This is a genomic window from Nonomuraea sp. ATR24, from assembly GCF_041950485.1.
GTDB classification, from domain to species: Bacteria; Actinomycetota; Actinomycetes; order Streptosporangiales; family Streptosporangiaceae; genus Nonomuraea; species Nonomuraea ceibae.
This window is the reverse complement of the sequence record NZ_JBGNUU010000001.1, coordinates 1-20,889: the sequence shown is the minus strand read 5'-3', so window position 1 is coordinate 20,889 and position 20,889 is coordinate 1. Positions and strand designations below refer to the sequence as shown.

The 20,889-nt window shown below is 72.5% G+C and carries 18 protein-coding genes; 12 read left to right on the top strand and 6 right to left on the bottom strand.

Features of this window, described 5'->3' with window-relative positions; translation table 11 throughout:
- Positions 1 to 474 (top strand): MarR family winged helix-turn-helix transcriptional regulator, encoded by a 474-nt coding sequence (locus ACBI99_RS00090; protein ID WP_375071367.1) that lies wholly within the window; start codon positions 1 to 3, stop codon positions 472 to 474.
- 296 nt (positions 475 to 770) lie between these two features.
- Here the strand turns inward: ACBI99_RS00090 and ACBI99_RS00085 are convergent, their stop codons facing one another.
- The 3 genes from ACBI99_RS00085 to ACBI99_RS00075 are packed head-to-tail and all read right to left on the bottom strand — an operon-like array spanning position 771 to position 4,975.
- Positions 771 to 1,913 (bottom strand): low temperature requirement protein A, encoded by a 1,143-nt coding sequence (locus ACBI99_RS00085; protein WP_375071366.1) that lies wholly within the window; start codon positions 1,911 to 1,913, stop codon positions 771 to 773.
- 60 nt (positions 1,914 to 1,973) lie between these two features.
- The gene (locus ACBI99_RS00080; RefSeq protein ID WP_375071365.1) at positions 1,974 to 3,764 is read right to left on the bottom strand and encodes a discoidin domain-containing protein; all 1,791 of its coding nucleotides are present in this window, start codon (positions 3,762 to 3,764) and stop codon (positions 1,974 to 1,976) included.
- A gap of 44 nt (positions 3,765 to 3,808) precedes the next feature.
- The gene (locus ACBI99_RS00075; RefSeq protein ID WP_219515024.1) at positions 3,809 to 4,975 is read right to left on the bottom strand and encodes an ROK family transcriptional regulator; all 1,167 of its coding nucleotides are present in this window, start codon (positions 4,973 to 4,975) and stop codon (positions 3,809 to 3,811) included.
- A 141-nt stretch (positions 4,976 to 5,116) separates the two neighbouring features.
- Between ACBI99_RS00075 and ACBI99_RS00070 the strand changes: the two genes are divergently transcribed.
- The 5 genes from ACBI99_RS00070 to ACBI99_RS00050 are packed head-to-tail and all read left to right on the top strand — an operon-like array spanning position 5,117 to position 10,960.
- Positions 5,117 to 6,361 (top strand): Gfo/Idh/MocA family oxidoreductase, encoded by a 1,245-nt coding sequence (locus ACBI99_RS00070; protein ID WP_357585746.1) that lies wholly within the window; start codon positions 5,117 to 5,119, stop codon positions 6,359 to 6,361.
- Positions 6,358 to 8,004 carry a beta-N-acetylhexosaminidase gene (locus ACBI99_RS00065; protein WP_375071364.1) on the top strand — a complete coding sequence of 549 codons (1,647 nt, stop codon included), beginning with the start codon at positions 6,358 to 6,360 and terminating at the stop codon, positions 8,002 to 8,004. The genes ACBI99_RS00070 and ACBI99_RS00065 overlap by 4 nt, the downstream gene beginning before the upstream one ends.
- Positions 8,005 to 8,025: 21 nt before the next feature.
- The gene (locus tag ACBI99_RS00060; protein ID WP_375071363.1) at positions 8,026 to 9,270 is read left to right on the top strand and encodes an ABC transporter substrate-binding protein; all 1,245 of its coding nucleotides are present in this window, start codon (positions 8,026 to 8,028) and stop codon (positions 9,268 to 9,270) included.
- Positions 9,271 to 9,273: 3 nt separating this feature from the next.
- Positions 9,274 to 10,152 carry a carbohydrate ABC transporter permease gene (locus tag ACBI99_RS00055; RefSeq protein WP_375071362.1) on the top strand — a complete coding sequence of 293 codons (879 nt, stop codon included), beginning with the start codon at positions 9,274 to 9,276 and terminating at the stop codon, positions 10,150 to 10,152.
- The gene (locus ACBI99_RS00050) at positions 10,145 to 10,960 is read left to right on the top strand and encodes a carbohydrate ABC transporter permease (protein ID WP_375071361.1); all 816 of its coding nucleotides are present in this window, start codon (positions 10,145 to 10,147) and stop codon (positions 10,958 to 10,960) included. The genes ACBI99_RS00055 and ACBI99_RS00050 overlap by 8 nt, the downstream gene beginning before the upstream one ends.
- 3 nt (positions 10,961 to 10,963) lie before the next feature.
- Here the strand turns inward: ACBI99_RS00050 and ACBI99_RS00045 are convergent, their stop codons facing one another.
- Positions 10,964 to 11,392: a VOC family protein gene (locus ACBI99_RS00045; protein WP_375071360.1), complete on the bottom strand. Its 429-nt coding sequence runs from the start codon at positions 11,390 to 11,392 to the stop codon at positions 10,964 to 10,966.
- Positions 11,393 to 11,478: 86 nt separating this feature from the next.
- Between ACBI99_RS00045 and ACBI99_RS00040 the strand changes: the two genes are divergently transcribed.
- The 6 genes from ACBI99_RS00040 to ACBI99_RS00015 all read left to right on the top strand — a co-directional run bounded on the left by ACBI99_RS00040 (position 11,479) and on the right by ACBI99_RS00015 (position 18,583).
- Entirely contained in the window at positions 11,479 to 12,456 is a 978-nt protein-coding gene (locus ACBI99_RS00040) for a YafY family protein (protein WP_219515035.1), read from the top strand.
- Positions 12,457 to 12,483: 27 nt separating this feature from the next.
- On the top strand, positions 12,484 to 14,517 hold the full coding sequence (locus ACBI99_RS00035; RefSeq protein WP_375071359.1) for a right-handed parallel beta-helix repeat-containing protein: 2,034 nt from the start codon (positions 12,484 to 12,486) through the stop codon (positions 14,515 to 14,517).
- Complete coding sequence (locus ACBI99_RS00030; RefSeq protein ID WP_375071358.1) at positions 14,514 to 15,332, top strand: hypothetical protein; 819 nt, start codon at positions 14,514 to 14,516, stop codon at positions 15,330 to 15,332. The genes ACBI99_RS00035 and ACBI99_RS00030 overlap by 4 nt, the downstream gene beginning before the upstream one ends.
- Complete coding sequence (locus ACBI99_RS00025) at positions 15,329 to 16,648, top strand: hypothetical protein (protein WP_375071357.1); 1,320 nt, start codon at positions 15,329 to 15,331, stop codon at positions 16,646 to 16,648. Before ACBI99_RS00030 ends, ACBI99_RS00025 begins: the two co-directional genes overlap by 4 nt.
- A 98-nt stretch (positions 16,649 to 16,746) precedes the next feature.
- Entirely contained in the window at positions 16,747 to 17,916 is a 1,170-nt protein-coding gene (locus tag ACBI99_RS00020) for an FAD-dependent monooxygenase (RefSeq protein WP_246646555.1), read from the top strand.
- An 88-nt stretch (positions 17,917 to 18,004) separates the two neighbouring features.
- Positions 18,005 to 18,583: a dihydrofolate reductase family protein gene (locus ACBI99_RS00015; RefSeq protein WP_219515053.1), complete on the top strand. Its 579-nt coding sequence runs from the start codon at positions 18,005 to 18,007 to the stop codon at positions 18,581 to 18,583.
- Here the strand turns inward: ACBI99_RS00015 and ACBI99_RS00010 are convergent.
- Positions 18,580 to 19,881, bottom strand: a complete 1,302-nt coding sequence (locus tag ACBI99_RS00010; RefSeq protein ID WP_357585758.1) for a family 43 glycosylhydrolase — start codon at positions 19,879 to 19,881, stop codon at positions 18,580 to 18,582. The two genes, ACBI99_RS00015 and ACBI99_RS00010, sit on opposite strands and share 4 nt — an antisense overlap.
- On the bottom strand, positions 19,878 to 20,465 hold the full coding sequence (locus tag ACBI99_RS00005) for a hypothetical protein (RefSeq protein ID WP_219515057.1): 588 nt from the start codon (positions 20,463 to 20,465) through the stop codon (positions 19,878 to 19,880). Before ACBI99_RS00005 ends, ACBI99_RS00010 begins: the two co-directional genes overlap by 4 nt.
- Positions 20,466 to 20,889: the final 424 nt, after the last annotated feature.

Here is a 20,889-nt window from a genome sequence, read left to right as displayed (position 1 = left end):
ATGGACGAGGAACGGCAGGCGCTGGTCGCCGAGCTGGTCAAGAACGCGATACCGGGCTGGGCCATCGCCGTCGTACGGCTCAACAAGGCCGTCGCCGACCGGCTCGGCGTGGCCGAGAGCGACGTCCAATGCCTGCACGTGCTCGACCGGCTCGGCCCCGCCACCCCCGGCGCCCTCGCCAAACAGGTCGGCCTCACCACCGGCTCGGCCTCCCGCATGATCGACCGCCTCGTCGCCGCCGGCTGCGTACGCCGCGTCGCCGACCCCGGCGACCGGCGGCGCGTGCTCATCGAACCCACCCCGGACGGCATCGCCCGCGTCAGCGCCGCCTACGCCGGGCTCATCACCCGCACCGAGCAGTCCCTGGCGCCCTTCGACGACCGCGCCCTGGAGACCATCCTCGAGTTCGTCCGATCCGCCCACCGCGACACGACCGCCGAGCTCCAGCAGCTCCCAACCCCCACCACCGACTAACCCCGCGCCTTCGGGGGCCTCCGAGCTGCCCCGAACCTTCCAGGGCTTTCGGGAACCGGGGGATGCCGCACGGCGGTGCCCCTAAGCGGTTGGGGCCACGGGCGCCCGGGCTGTTGGAGCCGTCCGGGCCGTTGGGACACCACCGTGCCGCGTGCCACGAAGTGGTCTGAGCTGCCCGCTAAGGCGGGGTGCGCGCGGGCCGGTGGCCTGGGCTGCCCGTGCGGGGTGCCTTGCCCGTGCGGGGCGCCGGGTCGTTCGGTTGGGCCTTCGCTCACCGCCCGTTTCCCCGAGGAAGGTCAGGGGTGGCGGGGGGTGGTGAGGGCGACGGTGGAGAGGGTGAGGGCGGCGAGGGCGGCGAGGGCGAGGGGTGGGACGGGGGCGGAGGTGAGGGGGACGGCCACGGCGGTGGCGACGAGCAGGGCGGCGGCGACGAGGCGGCCGGTCGGGAGGGTGCCGAAGACCACGCGCTGGAACACGGCGTGCCCGGCGAGGAACAGCGCGGGGCCGCCGAGTATGGTGAGCGCGGCCCCGGCCGTGGTGTGGCCGAGCGGGTGGGCGATCGCGAGTTCGTCGCCCACGGCGGCGACGATGACGCCGGCGACGATGGGGATGTGGCTGTAGGTGTAGGCGGATCGCCCGAGCCGTCCGGTGTCGTCGGATTCGGCGACCTTCTCGGCGGCGGCGTCGGCGGTCCGGTCGAAGTACACCCACCACATCGCCACGCTGGTCAGGAAGGCGATCGCGAAGGCGGCGACGGTGGCGGCGGAGAGGTGGTCGTTCTCGGCCAGGGTGAGGCCGGTGATCAGCACCGATTCGCCGAGCGCGAGGATGACGAAGAGCTGGCAGCGTTCGGCCATGTGGCCGCCGTCGATGGACCATTCGGTGGTGGTCGCCCGGCCGAGCAGCGGCATCCGGTAGCCGTGCCAGGGCGCCGCGTACTCCACGAGCAGCGCCGCGATCCAGAGCGCGACCTGGGCGCCGCCTCCGGCGAGGGCGCCGCCGATCCACAGGGCGGCGCTGACCACGTGCCAGGCGAGGATGAGCCGGAACGTGTGGCCGATGGGCTCGCGCCGCGCGGCGACGGCCGCCACGGCGGCTCGCCCGACCTGGATGGTCACGTACGCGAGCGCGAACCACAGGGCTCGCGGGCCGAAAGCCTGTGGCAGCGCCGCGGCCATGGCGAGTCCGGCGAGCATCATCCCGGCCATGGTGAGCCGCATGGCCGGGTGGTCGGGGTCGAGGTAGTTCGTGGTCCAGGTGGCGTACATCCAGGCCCACCACACGGCCAGCGTCAGCAGCAGGGTCTGTGCCGCGCCGGCCGCGTCGAGGTGCTCAAGGAGCAGGTGGGAGAGCTGGGTGATGGCGAACACGTACACGAGGTCGAAGAAGAGCTCGATGGGGACGACCTTCGCGGCGCGCACGCGCGATCTGAGGATCAATGCCGTAACCGTCCTCGGCCGAGGTCAACGATCATGAACGGCATTGTAATGGTGTAATTGTCAGCGAGTTACCTCATACGGGATGATCTCGGCGAGAGCGGTGGCGCCGCCCATGCCGTAGTCGGCGCGCAGCCGGATGTAGCGGGCGGAGACGCCGGTCAGGTCGACGTCGTTGGGCGCGGTCATCATCGGCCATTCGACCCGCTTGACGTCGCGGAACGTCTCGCCGTCGTCGCTCACCTGGACGACGCCCCGGCGGACGGTGCCGTTCATGTCGTAGCGGAGCTTCGGCTGGAAGCGTACGGCGGACAGTTCGCGCACCTTGCCCAGGTCCACGGTGATGTGGTGGGGCTGCGGCGGCGGGCCGGGGTAGTAGGAGTGGAAGTCCGTGGTCAGGTTGCCGTCGACGGCCCGGGCGGGGTCGCCGGCGCCGGGCTTGAACGTGCTCGCCGTGGCGCTGAGCTCGGCCGGGGGCACCCGGGTGCCGGCCGGGACCTCGGGCCAGACGCCGGGCGCGTGCTCGGGCTCGTCGTGGACGACCGGCTGGTCGGGGCCGGTGCCCTTGCCCCGGATCACCACGTCGGTGATGACCGAGCTGTGGTCGGAGTAGAACGGGTAGGGGTCGTCGAGCGGGCTGTCCTGGTGGCGGGGGAGCCGCCGGTCGTCGATGCGCGACCCGAGCACGCGTACGTCCTCGCCGCGCGTGAAGACGTAGTCGATGCGGGCGGGCGCGGACCGCCACCCGCTCAGCGAGCTCCAGGTGCGGCCGGGGTGGCGGCCGGCGTCGGGGTTGGCGTGGCGGAAGGTGTCGGTGAAGCCCGCGTCGGTGAACATCTTGGTGAGCGGCCACGGCAGCACCATGCCCGCGTGGCCGCGCGCGTTCTTGAACTGCTCGGTCCAGTCGAGGTGCGGCCAGGCGTTGAGGTCGCCGCCCATGAGCACGGGGGCGTCGTCGTCGCCGATGAAGGACGGCAGCGCCTTCTCCAGGATGGACTTGCCCATGGCGACGCGGCGGAAGTTGTCGTTCTCGGCGAGCTGCTGGTCGGTCTTGGTCCTGGGCATGCCGTAGAGGTTCTGCACGGCGGCCTCGTGGCCGTCCCAGTTGGACGACAGTTCGTGCCAGGTCCACATGCTGAACGCGTGCACGTGCTTGCCGTTGGGCAGGCCGAGGCGGGCGCCGCCGAGGTTGAAGGAGGAGATGTCCTCGTCGGCGTAACGCGGGTAGACCTGCTGGATGTCCAGCTTCGTGTAGATCCACAGGTTGTCGCCGTTGACGCTGTAGTCCTCGGGCTGGGTGAGCCGGGCGGCGGTGTAGCGGTCGTCCTCGGCGCGTCCGGCGTTGAGCCCGTCGAGGATCTTCTCGCCGGACCCGTACGCCTCGACCACGAAGAGGATGTCCGGGTTGACCTCGTTGAGGTATTCGATGAGCTGGGCGAGGTTCTGGCCCGTCTTCTCCTGGCCGTTGATGGTGCCGCCCACGTACAGGTTCCAGGCCATGAGCCGCAGTGGCGTGCCGGCCTTCTTCTCCGGCATGGAGGTGACGGAGACGTCGACGGTCACGTTCCCGGCGGGCAGGGGGAAGGGGCGGGTGCGGGCCTGGCCCTCGCGCGTGTAGATGGTGTCGCGGGCCCACACCTGCTCGCCGGTCCTGACCGTGGCGACGAACTCCTGCACGTGGTTCGGGCGGCTCTTGCCGCTCGCCACGACCGTGCACGAGCTGCCGGGAGCCTGACCGTCACAGTCGAGGCGGTACGCGGCGGGCCTGGGGCCGGGGTCGGCCGAGGCCGGGCTGGGCACGGTCAGAGCGGCGAGGGCCAGGGCGGCCACCATCGGGGGGATCAACTTGCGCAAGGCACTTTCCTTCTGCGGTGCGCCGGGCGAGCCGGCAGGGGGGATCAGGTGAGGCGTTGCGGGGCCGCGGGCCGGGAGATCGAGCCCTGCGGTGAGAAGAACCGGTCGTCCACGTGGTCCAGGGCCAGGCAGGCCGCGCCCAGCGAGACGCACTCCTCGCCGAGCGTCGAGGGCCGGATCTCGGGGACGCGCAGGCAGTGGGGTTCGAGGGCGCGGCGGAGCGCGGGCAGCAGGACGTCCGCCGAGCGGGAGAAGCCGCCGCCGAGGACGACCAGCTCGGGGTCCAGGGTCAGCACCATGGCGGCGGTGCCGAGCGCGAGCTGATCGGCGTAGGCGTCGACGGCGGCCAGGGCGGCGGGGTCGCCGGTGCGGGCGGAGGCGAAGACGAGCCCGGCGGCGTCCTCCGGGGCGGCGCCCGCGGCGGCGGGGGAGTTCTCCAGGTGGCCGGCCATCGTGCGCCAGCCGGTGATGTCCATGAGGCCGACCTCGCCGGTGGCGCCGCTGAAGCCGTGGTGCAGCAGGCCGTTGAGGATGAGCGCGGCCCCGGGCCGCCGGCCGGCGTGCAGGTAGACCAGGTCGCGGACGCCGGCCGCGACGCCCAGCCGCTGCTCGGCCAGGGCGGCGAGCTTGCTGTCGTTCTCGATGGTGATCGGGCACGACAGGCGGCGGCCGAGATGGCCGATGAGGTCGACGCCGGCCCAGTCGGGCAGCGCGGTGACGCGGGTGACCATGCCTTCCCGGTTGACGACGCCGATGCTCCCGGCGGCGACGCCCCACAGGTCGAGCGTGGTGAGGCCGCCGGCGACGAGCGCGGCGTCGATCGCCCTGTCGACGGCCTCCAGCCGTTCGTCGCGCGTGGTGGCGGGGGTCACGGCGACCCGCCCGCTGGCGACGGCCCGCCCGGCGAGGTCGGTGATGATGGCCAGGACCTTGTGCACCCCTATGTCGATGCCGAGCACGTGTCCCGCGTCGGCGCGGAAGCGGTAGCGCTTGGCGGGGCGGCCCATGCCCCCGGGGGCGGGCTCGACCTCGGCGATCCAGCCGCGGTCCTGGAGGTCGGTGACAACGTCGACCATCGAGCCCCGGGACAGCCCGGTTCTCGCGGCCAGTTCGGTCAGCGTCAGCGGGCCGGTGGCCTCACGCAGCGCGCGGATGCTGCTCAGCAGGTTCAGCTGGCGCAGCCGCTGTAGGTCGCCGCCGTTGACCTGCACGGGCTCTCTCCTCACTATTGATGGTCTCCAGACGATGTCGGTCCGCTGCTAGGGGGATCATCGGCCAAGCGGGTCTTGACTGCAAGACCGGATCCATGAATATCTATGGACTCCACAATAAATCGGGGAGTTCGGGCAGATATGACAGTGACCTTAGCCGTCGTCGGGGCAGGAGCCCGAGGCCAGATCTACGCCCGCGCGGCGACGGCCGGCGGACGGGCGCGGATCGTGGCCGTGGCCGACCCGGACCCGGCCCGGCGCGACAGGCTCGCCGACGAGCACGGCGTGTCCGAGGAGGCCCGCTTCACCGGCTGGGCCGAGCTGGCCGCCGCGCCGAAACTGGCCGACGCCGTGGTCATCGCCACCCAGGACCGCCTGCACGTCGATCCCGCGATCGCCTTCGCCGGGCTGGGCTACGCCATCCTGCTGGAGAAGCCGATGGCGCCCACCGAGCCGGAGGCGCGCCGCATCGTCGAGGCCGTCGAGCGCGCCGGCGTCGTCTTCGCCGTCTGCCACGTGCTGCGCTACACCGCCTACACCCAGGTGTTCAAGGAGCTCGTCGACGGCGGCAGGCTCGGCACGATCTCCAGCGTCCAGCACCTGGAGCCGGTCGGCTGGTGGCACATGGCCCACTCCTTCGTCCGTGGCTCCTGGCGCAACGCCGCCGAGTCCGGGCCGATGCTGCTGACCAAGTCCTGCCACGACATCGACTGGCTGCTCCACCTCGTCGGGGACCGGCCCGTCGGCGTGTCCTCGTTCGGCTCGCTGACCCACTTCCGGCCCGAGAACCGGCCGGAGGGCGCGGGCTCGCGGTGCGTGAGCTGCCCGGTCGAGCCCGCCTGCGCCTACTCGGCCAAGCGCCTCTACCTGGGCTGCCTCGGCGACCCGGACCGGGAGTTCTGGCCGCTCGGCCCGGTCACCACCGACGCCACGACGGCAGGCGTCATGAGCGCGCTGGAGACCGGCCCGTACGGGCGCTGCGTGTACGACTGCGACAACGACGTGGTCGACCAGCAGGTGGTGACGATGGAGTTCGCCCGGGGCGCGACCGTGTCGTTCACCATGACGGCCTTCACGCCGCTGGAGCACCGCAAGACCCGCGTGTTCGGCACGCGCGGCTACGCCGAGGGCGACGGGCGGACGATCCGGGTCGTCGACTTCGTGACCGGGGACGAGGAGATCGTCGACACCGGGACCCGCGCGGGCGCCTCGCTGGCCGACGGCCACGGCGGCGGCGACGCGGGGCTCGTCGCGGCGTTCCTCGACGCCGTCGCCACCGGGGACCAGGCGCCGCTCGGCGCCGGCGCGGCCGACGCGCTGGCCGGGCACCTCGTCGTCTGGGCCGCCGAGCGCGCCCGCGAGACCAGGACGGTGCAGCCCCTGTGACGGCGCCCGCTGCCTCCGGAACGGCCGCCACCGCCGCCGGTGGGGTGGTTCCCGTGCCCGCGCGGGTCGTCACCGGGGCGGGGCGGTTCACGTTCGACGCCGCCACGCCGCTGGCCGCCGACCCGGCGCTCGCCAGGGCGGCGGCGTGGCTGCGCGAGACGCTCGGCCCGGCCACCGGCCTGCCGCTGCCCGAAGGCCCCGGCGGCGTCGAGATCCGCCTCACCGACGGGCTCGGCCCCGATGAGTACCGGCTCACCGTCACCCCCGCGTCGGTGCTGATCGAGGCCACGGCCCCGGCCGGCGCCTTCTACGGGGCCCAGACGCTGCGCCAGCTCCTCGACCCCGCCGCGTTCCGGGCGGGCCGCACCGGCGACCGTACGTGGACGGTCCCCGCCGTCACGATCGCCGACGCCCCCCGCTACGCCTGGCGCGGCTGCCTCATCGACGTGGCCCGCCACTACCTGCCGAAGAACGACCTGCTGCGCTACATCGACCTGCTGGCCACCCACAAGCTGAACGTCCTGCACCTGCACCTGACCGACGACCAGGGCTGGCGGCTGGAGATCAGGAAGTACCCGAGGCTGACCGAGGTCGGCGCCTGGCGGCGCGAGTCGCCGCGCGGCGCCAAGCGGCACGGGCTGTTCGACGGCCGCCCGCACGGCGGCTTCTACAGCCAGGAGGACATCAGGGAGATCGTCTCCTACGCGGCCGACCGGTTCGTCACGGTCGTCCCGGAGATCGACCTGCCGGGCCACACCCAGGCCGCCATCGCCGCCTACCCCCAGCTCGGCAACCTGGACACCCCGCTGGACGTGCGCACCGAGTGGGGCGTCGGCGAGAACGTGCTCAACGTCGCCGACGAGACGATCGCCTTCTTCACCGACGTCCTGGACGAGGTGCTGGAGCTCTTCCCCGGCGACTACGTCTGCGTCGGCGGCGATGAGGTGCCCAAGACCCAGTGGAACGAGAGCGTCCCGGCCAAGGAGCGCATCCGCGAGCTGAACCTGCGCGACGCCGAGGAGCTGCAGACCTGGCTGATGCGGCACTTCACCGACTACCTGCTGGCCCGGGGCCGCAAGCCGCTCGGCTGGGACGAGCTCCTGGAGGGCGGCCTGCCGCCGGGGGTCACGGTCGCGGCCTGGCGCGGGGACAAGTGCGCGACGCTGGCCGCGCGGTCCGGCCACGACGTGGTCGTCTCGCCGTTCGCGGAGACGTACCTGGACTTCCGCCAGGCCGAGGGCGACCAGGAGCCGGTGCCGATCGGCAGCGTGACCTCGCTGGACGCGGTGCACGCCTTCGACCCGGTGCCCGCCGGTCTGACCGGAGAGGAGCGCGGCCGGATCCTCGGCGCGCAGGCGGCGCTGTGGACCGAGCACATCGACTCGCCGCGGCTGCTCGACTACATGGCCTTCCCGCGCCTGGCCGCCTTCGCCGAGGCGGTGTGGAGCGAGGAGCGCGACTTCGGCGGGTTCCTCGCCCGGCTCGCCGTGCACGAGAAGCGGCTCGACGCGCTGGGCGTGGAGTATCGCCCGGCCGGCGGACCGCACCCCTGGCAGCGCCGTCCCGACGCCCCCGGTCACCCCCGGACCAGGGCCGAGATCGACGGCAAGCTCGCCGCCTGGACCGCGAACCTGCGGTTCTGACACCCCCCACCTGGAGAAACCATGCGCCACCGCCTCCCCCTGGCCGGGCTGCTCGCCCTCGCCGTCCTCGCCGCGGGCTGCGGCTCCTCCTCCGAGCCGGCCGCCGACGGCAAGGCCGCGATCACGTACGCCATCTGGGACAAGAACGACCAGGCCGGCGCCGAGAAGATCATCGCCGCCTTCCAGCAGGCCAACCCGAAGGTCACGGTCAAGCTGGAGATCACCCCGTGGGACCAGTACTGGACCAAGCTCCAGACGGCCGCGTCCGGCGGCGCGGCGCCGGACGTCTTCTGGATGAACAGCCTCAACGTCCGCATGTACGCCAAGGGCGGCGTCATCTCCCCGATCGACGCGGCCAAGGCCGAGGGCCTGCCGGACGCGGTCGTCGACGGCTACCGCTACGACGGCAAGCTGTACGCGCTGCCGCACAACGTGAGCATCCCGGCCCTCTGGTACGACAAGAAGATCTTCGACGCCGCCGGGCTGGACTACCCGACCGCCGACTGGACCTGGGACGACGTCAAGTCCGCGGCCAAGAAGCTGACCGACCCGGCCAAGAAGCAGTTCGGCATCCTGGCCCCGATGTGGGACCAGGGCGGCTTCTACCCGACGATGCTCCAGGCGGGCGGCCACGTGCTCTCGCCCGACGGCAAGAAGAGCGGCTTCGACGACCCGGCCTCGATCAAGGGCCTGGAGTTCTGGACCGGCCTGATCAAGGACAAGGTCGCGCCCGTCGCCGAGGTCTACACCGACACCGACCCCATCCAGCTCTTCCAGTCCGGCAAGTACGGCATGTACTACGGCGGCGTCTGGTTCGCCTCCACGTTCTGGGCCAACCCGGAGATCCGCGAGCGCATCGACGTGGCGCCGCTGCCCGCGGGCCCGGCGAAGGAGGCCGTCATCCTGCTCGGCCTGGCCAACGCCGTGTCGGCCAAGAGCGAACACCCGGCGGAGGCGGCGGCGTTCGCCGAGTTCGTCTCCTCCGAGCAGGCGCAGAAGATCCTCAGTGACAGCGGCGGCGGCGCCCTCTCGCTCCGGCCGGGCACGCAGGACGGCTGGTTCAAGGCGTTCCCGTCCTTCCACCTGAAGGAGACCTACGACGCCTCGATGCCGCACGGCGTGCCGTACCCGGCGACGCTGAACACCGCGCAGTGGCAGGACGTGCAGCAGAGGCTGCTGGCCGACGCCTGGTCGGGCAAGCGGCCGGTCGCCGACGTCGCCAAGGAGATCGCGGCGCAGATGAACGAGATCCTGGCCAAGGAGTAACGGATGCTCTCCAAGCGCGAGTGGGTGTGGGGATACCTCCTCATCGCCCCGATGGCGCTGGGCCTGGGCGTCTTCTACCTGTGGCCCATCGCCCAGACGCTCTATCTCAGCTTCACCGAGTCGGGCGTCTTCGGCGGGCACACCTGGGTGGGGACGGACAACTTCACCGAACTGCTCGGCGACGACCAGATGCGGGGCGCGCTCGGCAACACCCTGCTCTACGCGGTGCTGGTGCTGGCGGGCGTGCCGGTGGCGATCGTCGTGGCGGCACTGCTGAACGTGCCGGGGCTGCGCGGCATGAGCGTCTACCGGACGCTGTACTTCCTGCCCGTCGTCACGATGCCCGCCGCCGTCGGCCTGACCTGGCGCTACCTGTTCAACGGCGACTTCGGCGCGATCAACCACTTCCTGGGCGAGCTGGGCATCGACGGGCCGTACTGGGTGGGCGACCCCGACTTCGCCATCTACGCGATCGCGATCGTCGGGGTCTGGAGCTCGGTCGGCTACAACGCCGTGCTGTTCCTGGCCGGGCTCCAGGGCATCCCGCGCCAGTACTACGAGGCGGCCTCGATGGACGGCGCGGGGCGGCTGCGGCAGTTCTTCCGCATCACGCTCCCGCTGCTCACGCCGACCACGTTCTTCGTCCTCGTGATCACCATGATCAACGCGTTGCAGGTCTTCGACCTGGTCTATCTCATGATCGACCTGGACGGCCCGGCGTTGAACGGCAGTCGCACGATCGTCTACCTCTTCTTCGAGAAGGGCTTCGTGCAGAACCAGCGCGGGCTGGCCGCGGCCATCGCCGTGGTGCTGCTCGGGCTGATCCTCGTGCTGACCGCCATCCAGTTCAGGCTGCAGAAGAAGTGGGTGCACTATGAGTAGGGCCAGGACGTGGCCGGCTCACGTGATCCTGACGGCGGGCGCGCTGGTGATGATCGCGCCGTTCGTCTGGCAGGTCGTGGTCTCGCTCCAGACGCTGCCCGACTCGCTGCGGGTGCCGCCGAAGTTCACGCCCTCGTGGGAGTGGTCCAACTTCTCCGAGGTCTTCCGCTCGGTGCCGCTGGCCAGGCAGTTCGTCAACACGGTGGTGGTCACCGTCGGCGTCACGGCGGGGCAGCTCCTGCTGTGCTCGATGGCGGCCTTCGCCTTCGCCCGGCTGCGCTTCCCCGGCCGGGGCGCGATCTTCATGGTGTTCCTGGCCATGCTCATGGTGCCGGGCGAGCTGTTCATCATCCCGCGCTACGAGATCATGCAGGGGCTCGGCTGGCTGAACACGCTGCAGGCGCTGATCGCGCCGGGCGTCTTCGGGGCGTTCGGCACGTTCCTGCTGCGGCAGTTCTTCCTCACGCTGCCCAAGGAGCTGGACGAGGCGGCGCGGCTCGACGGCGCCAACCCGCTGCAGATCTACTGGCACATCATGCTGCCGCTGGTGCGGCCGGGGCTGCTGGCGCTGGGGCTGCTGACCGTCATGTGGTCGTGGAGCAGCCTGCTCTGGCCGCTGGTGGTCAACACCGATCCGGAGATGATGACGCTGTCGGCCGGGCTCGCCTCGCTGCGCGGGCAGTTCCAGACGAACTTCCCCATCCTGTTCGCCGGTTCGGTGGTGGCCTCGCTGCCCGTGATCGCGCTGTTCGTGGTCATGCAGCGGCAGCTCATCGCGGGGATCGCGTTCACGGGCTCGAAGGGGTGACGCTCACACGCCGCCCTTGAGCGAGGCCAGGATCTCCAGGTAGTGCGGGTTGTACATCAGGCCCAGGATGTTGCCCCACGGGTCGATGACGCTCGCGGTGATGAAGCCGGTGCCGCGGTCGTGGGGGGAGTCGTGCTCCTTGGCGCCCAGCGCCACCAGCCTCTCCAGGGCCGCGGGCACGTCGTCCACGTGCCAGTAGACGACGGCCCCGGCCGGCTGCCCGACGGTCTGCGGGGATGGGGTCCTGGCCAGCTCGCTCCCGGCGTAGGCGCTGTTGACGACGCCGAACTCGTGCTGGTAGTCGCCGATGCGCCACTCCAGGTAGCCGGGCGTGTCCATGTAGGGCGGGATGCCGAACACCTCGGTGTACCAGCTCCTGGTGGCCTCGAAGTCGGGGGAGTAGAAGGTGGCGGTGGTGAGTCCTCGCAGCATGTCCGGTGCCTTTCTCGTGGTGATGTCTCCATTCTTCCCTTCAAAGTGCTCATCAACTGAGCACTTTCCTGGAGAGAATGGCGGACATGCGCGCTGACCGTCTCGTTGCCGCCCTGCTGCTGCTCCAGTCCCGTGGCCGGGTGACCGCCGCCGAGCTGGCCGAGGAGCTGGAGACCTCCGTCGCGACCGCCCGCCGCGACCTGGAGGCGCTGTCCGCTGCGGGCATCCCCGTCTACCCGCAGCCCGGACGCGGCGGCGGCTGGCAGCTCGTCGGCGGCGCCAGGACCGACCTGAGCGGGCTCAACGCCGCCGAGTCGCGCGCGCTCTTCCTGGTCCTCGGCCCGGCCGGCTCGGCGACCCCCGAGCTGACCTCCGCCCTGCGCAAGCTCGTGCGCGCCCTGCCCGCCACCTTCCGCGCCGACGCCGAGGCCGCCGCGCGGGCCGTCGTGTCGGACCCGGCGGGCTGGGGGGAGCGAGGCAAGGAGCCGCCCGCCCTGGTCGAGTCGCTGCAGACCGCCGTGGTGCGCAGGCTCAAGGTACGGCTCGCGTACCCGGGGAAGGACGGGCAGGCGGCCGAACGGCTCGTGGACCCGCTCGGCCTGGTCGACAAGGACGGGATCTGGTACCTCGTCGCGGGCACCCCGGCCGGGCGGCGGACGTACCGCGTCGACCGCGTCGCCGGGGCGGAGGTCACCGAGCTGCCCGCCGAGCGGCCCGACGGCTTCGACCTTCAGGAGGAGTGGGAGCGCGTCGCGGCGGAGATGGAGCGGCGGCGCTCGCTCGTCCACGCCGAGGTACTGGTCGGCGCCCGGTTCTTCCCGGTGCTGCGGACGCACTTCGGCCGGCACTGCGAGCTCGTCGCCGAGGAGGACGGCGGGCGGGTCCGGGTGCGTGTCGCGGCGCACATGCCGCGCGCGGTCGCCGAGCAGCTCGCCGGGTGGGGCGCCATGATCGAGGTGGTCGAGCCGGAGGAGGTGCGCGCCGAGCTGGCGAGGATCGGGCGGGAGCTGGTCCGCCAGTACGAACCGGACATCCGTATCGATTCATCGCCGGGCGTGGACTGAACATGAGCTTGGCTCTACTTTTGCCCTATGTCGATGCTGCGGAAGCTGGCGGTGGCCGCCCTCCTCGCCCTGTTATGCCTGGCCCAGGCGGCCCCGGCGCTCGCCCATGAGGAGCGCCCGGTCACGTTCCCCGACGGCTCGGGCACCGTGCCGGTCTACCGGACCACCGGCCCCGAACTGCTCGTCTGCAAGAGCGACCGGGCCGACTTCGAGCGGCGCGTCGCCTCCTTCCCCGCCGCGCTCAAGGAGCAGAACCTCACCCTGTTCGAACGCTGCCAGAAGGACGGCTTCCGCCACCTCCAGGAGGCCGTCGACCAGGTCAAGGGCCCCGGCTACACCATCAAGATCCTCCCCGGCCTCTACCAGGAGGAGCCCAGCCTGCCCGAGCCCACCGGCGCCTGCGCGAACCTCCAGGCCCGCTGGTCCTCCTTCGGCTACCAGATCCTCTCCTTCGAGCAGCAGAAGCAGTGCCCGCACAACCAGAACCTGGTCGCCATCCTCGGCATCCAGGACCTCCAGATCGAGGGCACCGGCGCGTCCCCGCTCGACGTGGTCGTGGACGCCCAGTACAGGAAGCTGAACGCGATCCGCGCCGACATGACCGACGGCGTCTACTTCCGCAACTTCACCGCCCAGCGGACCACGTTCAACTCGCTCTACATCCTGGCCACCGACGGCTTCGTCATCGACCGCATGCTCACCCGGTGGAACGACGAGTACGGCTTCCTGACCTTCGCCTCCGACCACGGCCTCTACACCGACTGCGAGTCCTACGGCAACGGCGACAGCGGCATCTACCCCGGCAGCGCCTCCGACATCAACGCCGGCCGGGGCCACGACGTGCCCCGCTACGCGATCGAGATCCGCCGCTGCAAGAGCCACCACAACATGGTCGGCTACTCCGGCACCGCCGGGAACTCCGTCTGGGCGCACGACAACGACTTCTACGACAACATGGCCGGCGCCTCGATGGACAGCCTGTTCCCCGACCACCCCGGGCTCCCGCAGAACCACGCGCTGTTCGAGAACAACAGGATCTACGACAACAACGAGAACTACTACCGGCACGTCCGCGACGGCACCTGCGCCAAGCCCGCCGGGCAGCGCGGCTACGAGAGCGGCGTGGTCTGCCCCCAGATCGGCGTCGCGCCCGGCACCGGCATCCTGACGGCGGGCGGCAACCACAACGTCTACCGCGGCAACTGGGTCTACGGGCACGACAGGACCGCGTTCATGCTGCTGTGGGCTCCGGCGTTCCTGCGCGGCGAGGAGGCGCTGGGCAAGCAGGCCGACACCTCGCACGACAACTTCTACGGCGGCAACCGGCTCGGCGTCGCCCCCGACGGCACGGTCCGGCCCAACGCCACCGACGTCTTCTGGGACGGCCAGGGCAGCCGCAACTGCTGGGACACCCGGGCCGCGACCAGCCCGTACGTGGTGCCGGGCTGCGGCGGCAAGGCCGGCGAGCTCGCCGGGCCCGGCTCGCACCGGGTGGTCGGCGAGCCTGCCAAGCTCGCCCACTCGCTGGTGTGCGCCGAGTACAGCGTGACCGAGCGGCGACTGCCCGCCGGGTGCGACTGGTTCGGCGCGTCCGGCCTGGCCAGGGTCGAGGTGCAGGTGACGCTCGGCACGTCCGTGCTGCTCGGGCTGCTGGTGGCGCTGCTGTGGTGGCGGCGGCTGCGCGGCGCCGGCAGTCTGGGGACGGTGTCGGCGGCGCTCGCGCTGGCCGGGCTGGCGCTCGACGTCCCCGGCGCCGCCCAGGACCACACGCTGCTGCCCGCCGCGGCCCTGCTGCTCCTGGGCGCGGGGCTGACCGGCATGGGACTGGCCCTGCGGCGCCCGTACCGCTTCTTCGGCGGCGCCACCGTCGTGTTCGGCGTGCTGACGCTGCTCGACGCGGTGGACAAGTCGCTGATGCTGATCCCGTGGCTGCCGCTCAGCCCGGCCTGGTTGCGGGTGCTGTTCGCGATCGTGTGGGTGCTGTGGGCGGTGGTGCGCCTCGCGCCGCGCCCGCCGGGCAGCAGGGCGCCCGAGCCCGTCGCCGCCGAGGCGGCCGCATGACCCGCCTCCCCCTCGGAGTCCTGGCCGTGGCGGCGGCGCTGCTGCTCGGCGGGTGCGGCGAGCCGGTGACCACGCACCACCGGCCCGGCACCGACCACGCGCCCGCCACCGCCTCGGCCGGCACCCCCGGGCCGCCGCACGCCCACGGCGACCACCGCACCCGCGACGTCCCCGCCGCCGAGGCCCCCTCGGTGCGGCTGGAGGTGCGGCCCGACAGCGACTCGGGCTGGAACCTGCGCCTGGTCACCGAGCGGTTCACGTTCACCCCCGACAGCGTCGGCGGGGCCGCGCTGCCCGGCACCGGGCACGCCCACCTCTACCTCGACGGCAAGAAGATCGCCCGGCTGTACGGGCCCTGGCACCACCTGCCGCGCGAGGCCGTGCCGCCGGGCAGCCACACGCTCGCCGCCCGCCTGAGCGCCGACGACCACACGCTCTGGTCGGTGGCCGGCAAGCCGGTGGAGGGCACCGCCACCGTCGAGGGACCCGCCCCGGAGGCGAACACGACCGGTTCCGCGACAGCCACCGGCCCCGCGACAGCCACCGGCCCCGCGCCGGTCACCGTCGCCGTCAGCGTCAGCGGAGGCAAGGTGACGCCGCCACCCGGCCGCGTCGAGGTCGCGAAGGGCGGCCGGGTGCGGCTGGAGGTCACGGGCGACCGGGCCGACACCGTCCACGTGCACGGCTTCGACCTCGAACGCCCCCTCACCCCGGGCACCCCGCTCGTTCTCGAGTTCACCGCCGACCGCAGCGGCCTGTTCGAGGTGGAGACCCACGACTCCCGCCTCGTCCTGACCCAGCTCGTCGTCCGATGAGCGGCATCCTCGCGCACGGCATCGGGTCACGCCACGACCTGCCGATCCCCGCGTTCTACGCGTTCGCGGGGGCGCTGGCCGCGCTCGTCGTGTCGTTCCTCGGGCTGGCCGTGCTCTGGGCCGAGTCGAAGTTCCGCGGCCGGGAGGCCGGCCTGGCGCTGCCGCACGTGATGCAACGGCTCGCCGACGCCCCCGCCACCCGGACGGCGCTGCGCGCGCTCGGCCTGGCCGGAGCCGCGTTCACGGTGTTCCTGGCCGCGTTCGGGCCAGACGACCCGGAGCGCAACGCGGCGGCCACGCTCGTCTACGTCGTCTTCTGGGTCGGCCTGGTGCCCGCGTCGCTGCTGTTCGGGCCGGTGTGGCGGCTGGTCAACCCGCTGCGCGCCGTCCACGCCGCACTCGCCCGGCTGCCGGGGCGGCGCCGCGACCGGGAGCCGCCCGCGTGGCTCGGCCACTGGCCGGCGGCGGCCGGGCTGCTCGCCTTCACCTGGCTGGAGCTCGTCGCCCCCGAGCCCGCCGCCAACTCCTCCATGCTGGCGTTCTTCGGCTGCTACGCCGCCGTGCACCTGACCGGGTCACTCGTGTACGGGCCGCGCTGGTTCGACCGGGCCGAGGCGTTCGAGGCGTACTCGGCGCTGATCGGACGGCTGGCCCCGCTCGGCCGCCGCGCCGACGGCAGGATCGTGCTGCGCAACCCGTTCCACGGCCTGGACGCGGTGACGCCCGTCCCCGGGCTGGTGGCGCTGGTGTGCGTCATGCTCGCCTCCACCGCCTACGACGGCTTCTCCGACGCCCCCGTGTGGGTGGACACCCTGCAGAGCGCCGCCGCCGGCCCGACCGCCACCGGCACGCTCGGCCTGCTCGCCGCCGTCGCCGGGGTCGCCCTGCTGTACGGCGCGTGCATCGGCGTCGCCGGCCTGATCGGCGGCTCCCGGCGGCCCGGCGACGGCAACCTGCGGGCCTTCGCCCACTCGCTGGTGCCCATCGCCGTCGGCTACCTCGTCGCCCACTACTTCTCGCTGCTGGTCATCGAGGGGCAGCGGGCGTTCATCCTCGCGTCGGACCCGCTGGACACCGGCCTCGACCTGCTCGGCACCGCCTCGCGCACCGTGGACGAGGCGGTGGTCTCGCCGGGCACGATCGCCACCGTGCAGGTCGTGTCCATCGTCGCCGGGCACGTGCTCGGCGTGATCGCCGCCCACGACCGCTCGGTACGGCTGTTCGCCCCCGCCAAGGCCGTCGCCGGGCAGATCCCGCTGTTCATCCTCATGGTCTGCTACACGCTCGGCGGGCTCACCCTCCTCCTGGCCGCATAGCGACCTTTCTGCCGGTGACCGGATGGAGATGGTCATGAGCCGGTGAAGCTCCGTACTGGCGTGCGCGGTCCGGGGGCGGCCGAGGGAAGGCCACGCTTATGGCAGATGTGCAAATCGCGTGCGTCGGCGGGGGACCGGCCGGCCTGTACTTCTCGATCCTGATGAAGCAGGTCGCCCCGGCGTACGACATCACCGTCTATGAACGGAATCCGGCCGGATCCACGTACGGCTGGGGAGTGACCTTCTGGGGCGAGCTCCTCGACGACCTGCTCAGCGCCGACCCCGAGTCGGCGGAGGCGATCAGGAAGAGCTCGTACCGCTGGGACAGCTGGATCATGAACGTCCACGACCGCGCCAGCCTGGGCGGCGAGAACTGGGACGAGGGCTTCGGCATCGGCCGCCGCGAACTGCTCGGCATCCTCGCCGACCGGGCCCGCTCACTCGGCGTCCGCGTCGAGTACGAGCGCGAGATCACCGGGGAGGACGACGTGGCCGGGGCGGACCTGATCGTCGCCGGCGACGGCGCGGGCAGCGCGCTGCGCGAACGCCACGCCGAACACTTCGGGACCAAGGTGACGACCGGCCGCAACCCGTACGTGTGGCTGGGGACGACGAAGCTGTTCGACGGCTTCACCATCGCCTTCACCGAGACCGAGCACGGCTGGATCTGGTGCTACGGCTACGGCTACGGCGAGAACCGCAGCACCTGCGTCATCGAGTGCTACCCGCAGACCTGGCAGGCGCTCGGCCTGGACCGGGCGAACGAGGCCGAGATGCTGGTGCTGCTGGAGAAGCTGTTCGCCGACATCCTCGACGGGAACCCGCTGATCGGCGGCGCGGGCGCGCGCTGGCAGCGCTTCCGCACCGTGACCAACCGGACCTGGCACCGCGGCAACCTCGTCCTGCTCGGCGACGCCGCCCACACCACGCACTACTCCGTCGGCGCCGGCACCGCGCTCGCCCTGGAGGACGCCACCTACCTGGTCGAGGCGCTGGTCGAGGAGAAGAGCCTGGAGCCCGCCCTGGCCCGCTACGGGCGCGACCGCCGGGGCGCGCTCCGGCTCACCCAGCGCGACGCCCGCTACAGCGCCCGGTGGTACGAGAACCTGACCCGCTACATCGGCCTGCCGCCGGAGCAACTGCACGCGCTGCGCAGCCGGCGGCACTCGCGGCTCCTCCCGCACGTGCCGCCCCGGCTCTACTACCAGGGCGTCAGCCTCGGCTCCAAGGCCGCCCGGCTGCTGCCCGGCCGCCGGTCCGCCACGTAGGAGAAATTTCCGGAAGCCGTGTCGATTCCGGCGCCGCTCGGTCGACGCACAGGCGAGAGGACAGAACGCGACGCACGAAGGAGACCTGATGAGCACCGTGGTGATGCACAACGTGGTGTCGGTCGACGGCTTCATCGCCGACCTGGACGACCAGGTCGGCCCACTGTTCGAGTGGTACGGCAACGGCGACGCCGAGCTCGCCGAAGGCAGCCCGATCAGGGTGTCGCAGGCGTCGGCCGACTACGTCCGCCCGATCTGGGCGGGCATGGGGGCGATGGTGATCGGGCGGCACCTGTTCGACATGACCAACGGCTGGGACGGCTCGCCGCCGGCGGCCGAGCACGTCGTCGTGGTGTCGCACCGGCCCAAGCCCGAAGGCTGGCACCCCGAGGCGTCCTACCACTTCGTCGGCGACGTGGCCGAAGCGGTCGCCAAGGCCAAGGAGCTCGCCGGGGAGCGCACCGTCGCCGTCGCGGCGGGCGACGTCGGCGGGCAGGCGTTCGCGCTCGGCCTGGTGGACGAGGTGGCGATGGACGTCGTGCCCGTCGTCTTCGGCTCCGGCAAGCGCTACTTCGGCTCCGTCGACGCCCAGCACCTGCTGGAGGACCCGCACGTGGTCGTCCGGGGGAACCGGGTGCTGCACCTGCTCTACAAGGTCCGCCGCTAGGCCAGCTCGACGTGGTCGAGCTCGGCCCACCGGCTGTGGTGCCGGAAGCGCAGCGTGTTCCAGCCCTGGACCAGCGTGACCGTGGCCGGGACCTCCTTCCACCGGTCCCAGCCGTGGTCGGGATAGTCCAGTACGAACGCGGACGAACCATTCACGGTCACGGTGTGCTGCGCATGGCCGTACCCCGCCGCGTACGTGACGTACGCGGTGTAGGTCCCGGCCGCCGGCGCGAACACGCGCAGGTCCACCCAGCTGTCGTCATGGTCCAGCCCGGCCACGACGGCGCCCTGCGAAGCCCCGGCCGCGCCCGAGCGGACCCTCGCGTGGTGGATCGTGCCCCGCTCGGCCTCGTACCGGACCCTGCTGCCCCGCACCACCGGGAACCCGTCGGCCCAGCCCAGGCTCGCCGCGTACATCCAGCGGGCCGTGCCCGCCCAGCCGTGGAAGAAGAGGCGGTCGCCGAGCACGTCCGCGCCGCCCGGCCCGCGCACCGCCCCGCCTAGCGTGCGGGTCGTCAGCAACGGCCGGTACGCCTTCGTGAACGGCCCCGCCAGCGTCGGCGCCACGGCGTAACCCGTGAAGTAGCGATCGTCGCCGTACGGGCCGCCCGAGTAGAACAGCACGTACTGGCCGGGACGCCTGACCAGGACCGGCGCCTCGATCACGCCGTGCTCCTCCGGCGCGTCGTTGCGGATGAGCTCGCGGCGCGGGCCGGTGAACGTGACGCCGTCGTCGAGCACCCGCTGGAGCCAGACGATCGCCGGCCTGCGCACCGCGTTGCCGTCGTTCTTGTAGAGCAGGTAGCGCCTGCCGTCGGCATCGGTGAAGCTCGCCGGGTCGATCGCGCCGCCCTCGCTCGGGTCGCACACCAGCGGGCCGTCACCGAGCGGCCGGAACGGGCCGAGCGGGCCGTCCGCGAGCGCCGCGCCGATGCAGCGACGGCCCGCGGCGGCGCTGGGCGCGGTGAAGTACATGAGGTAGCGGCCGTCCGGGCGGCGCGACACGTCAGGCGCCCACAGGCCGCAGTCGGCGCCGCCCCCGCAGGCCACCGCCCAGGACGGGCGGACGGGCAGCGCGTCGCCGCGCACCGTCCACGGGCCGTCCGCCGCCGGCGCCGTGGCGAAGGGGATGTTCCCCGCGCCGCTGCTCGTGGAGTAGGCGAGGAACGTCCCGCCCGCCTCGATCACGTCCGGGTCCGGGAAGTCCGTGGAGATCACGGCCGCCGGGGGCACGGTGGCCGCCGGGGCGGCGGCCGTCAGGGGCAGGGCCGCTGCCAGCAGGGCACGCAGGAGACTCATTCGACAGTCCAGTCCTCGGGTCGGGGCGGGTAGGCGAACGTCTGCGTGTCGGCCCAGTCCTCGCCGACCGTGCCGTAGTCGTGCGCGGCCTCGCTGGAGGCGTGCGACTCGCCGACGTCCACCGTGTCGGCCGTCTCCCACGCGCCGTCCAGCCGCTGCTCCACGACGTACAGGAACTCGTTGAAGCCGGAGGAGGAGAGCGACGTGTTGACCACCGTCAGCTTGCGCCGCCCGGCCGTCAGCTCCGGTGGCAGTTCGACGACCTGGTTGCGCCACTTGTAGACGTCGTCGCCCATGAGCGGGCGCCACTCGCCGGCGGGCAGGCCGTTCACCGTGATGGAGGCGTGCTGCAGGGCCACCCCCACGTCCAGGCGGCGGATCAGGCGGACGCCGGTGTTGCGCGGCTCCACCGTCACCGTGAACCGGCTCCGGCCGCCACGGGGGAACGCGCGGCCGTCGTCGCTCACGATGTGGCCGGGCACCAGGGTGCGCCGGGACAGCGTGTCCGGCGTGCCACCCCACGGCCCCGCCGTCAACGCGACGCTCACCCCCACCCCCGCCACCACCGTCAACCCGGCAGCCACCAACACCACCTTCCGCCGCCGCCCTGCCCTCCGCCCTACTTCCAGAGAGGCCGGTCGGGAGGGCGCGGCCCCGGAGGGTGCGGCGCCGGACGGCCCGGTGGCGGGCCCGGCCCAGGCTGCGGCCTCGGACGGGCCTGCGCCCGAGGCCCCGGCCCCGGTGCCGGTGCCGGAGGGCGCGGTGCCGGAGGGCGCGGTGCCGGTGGGCCAGGCAGTGGATGGGCCCGCGCCCGAGGCGGCGGCCCCAGGGGGCTCGGCCCTGGAGTTGCCGGCCTCAGGCGTCCACGCCCCTGAGGGCCAGGTCCCGGACGGGCCTGCGCCCGAGGGGCCGGGGCCGGAAGGGCTGGGGCCGGAGGGACCGGCCCCGAACGGCCCGGTCCCGGAGGGGGCAGTTCCGGGCGGGGTGGCGGGTGGGGCGGCTCCGGGG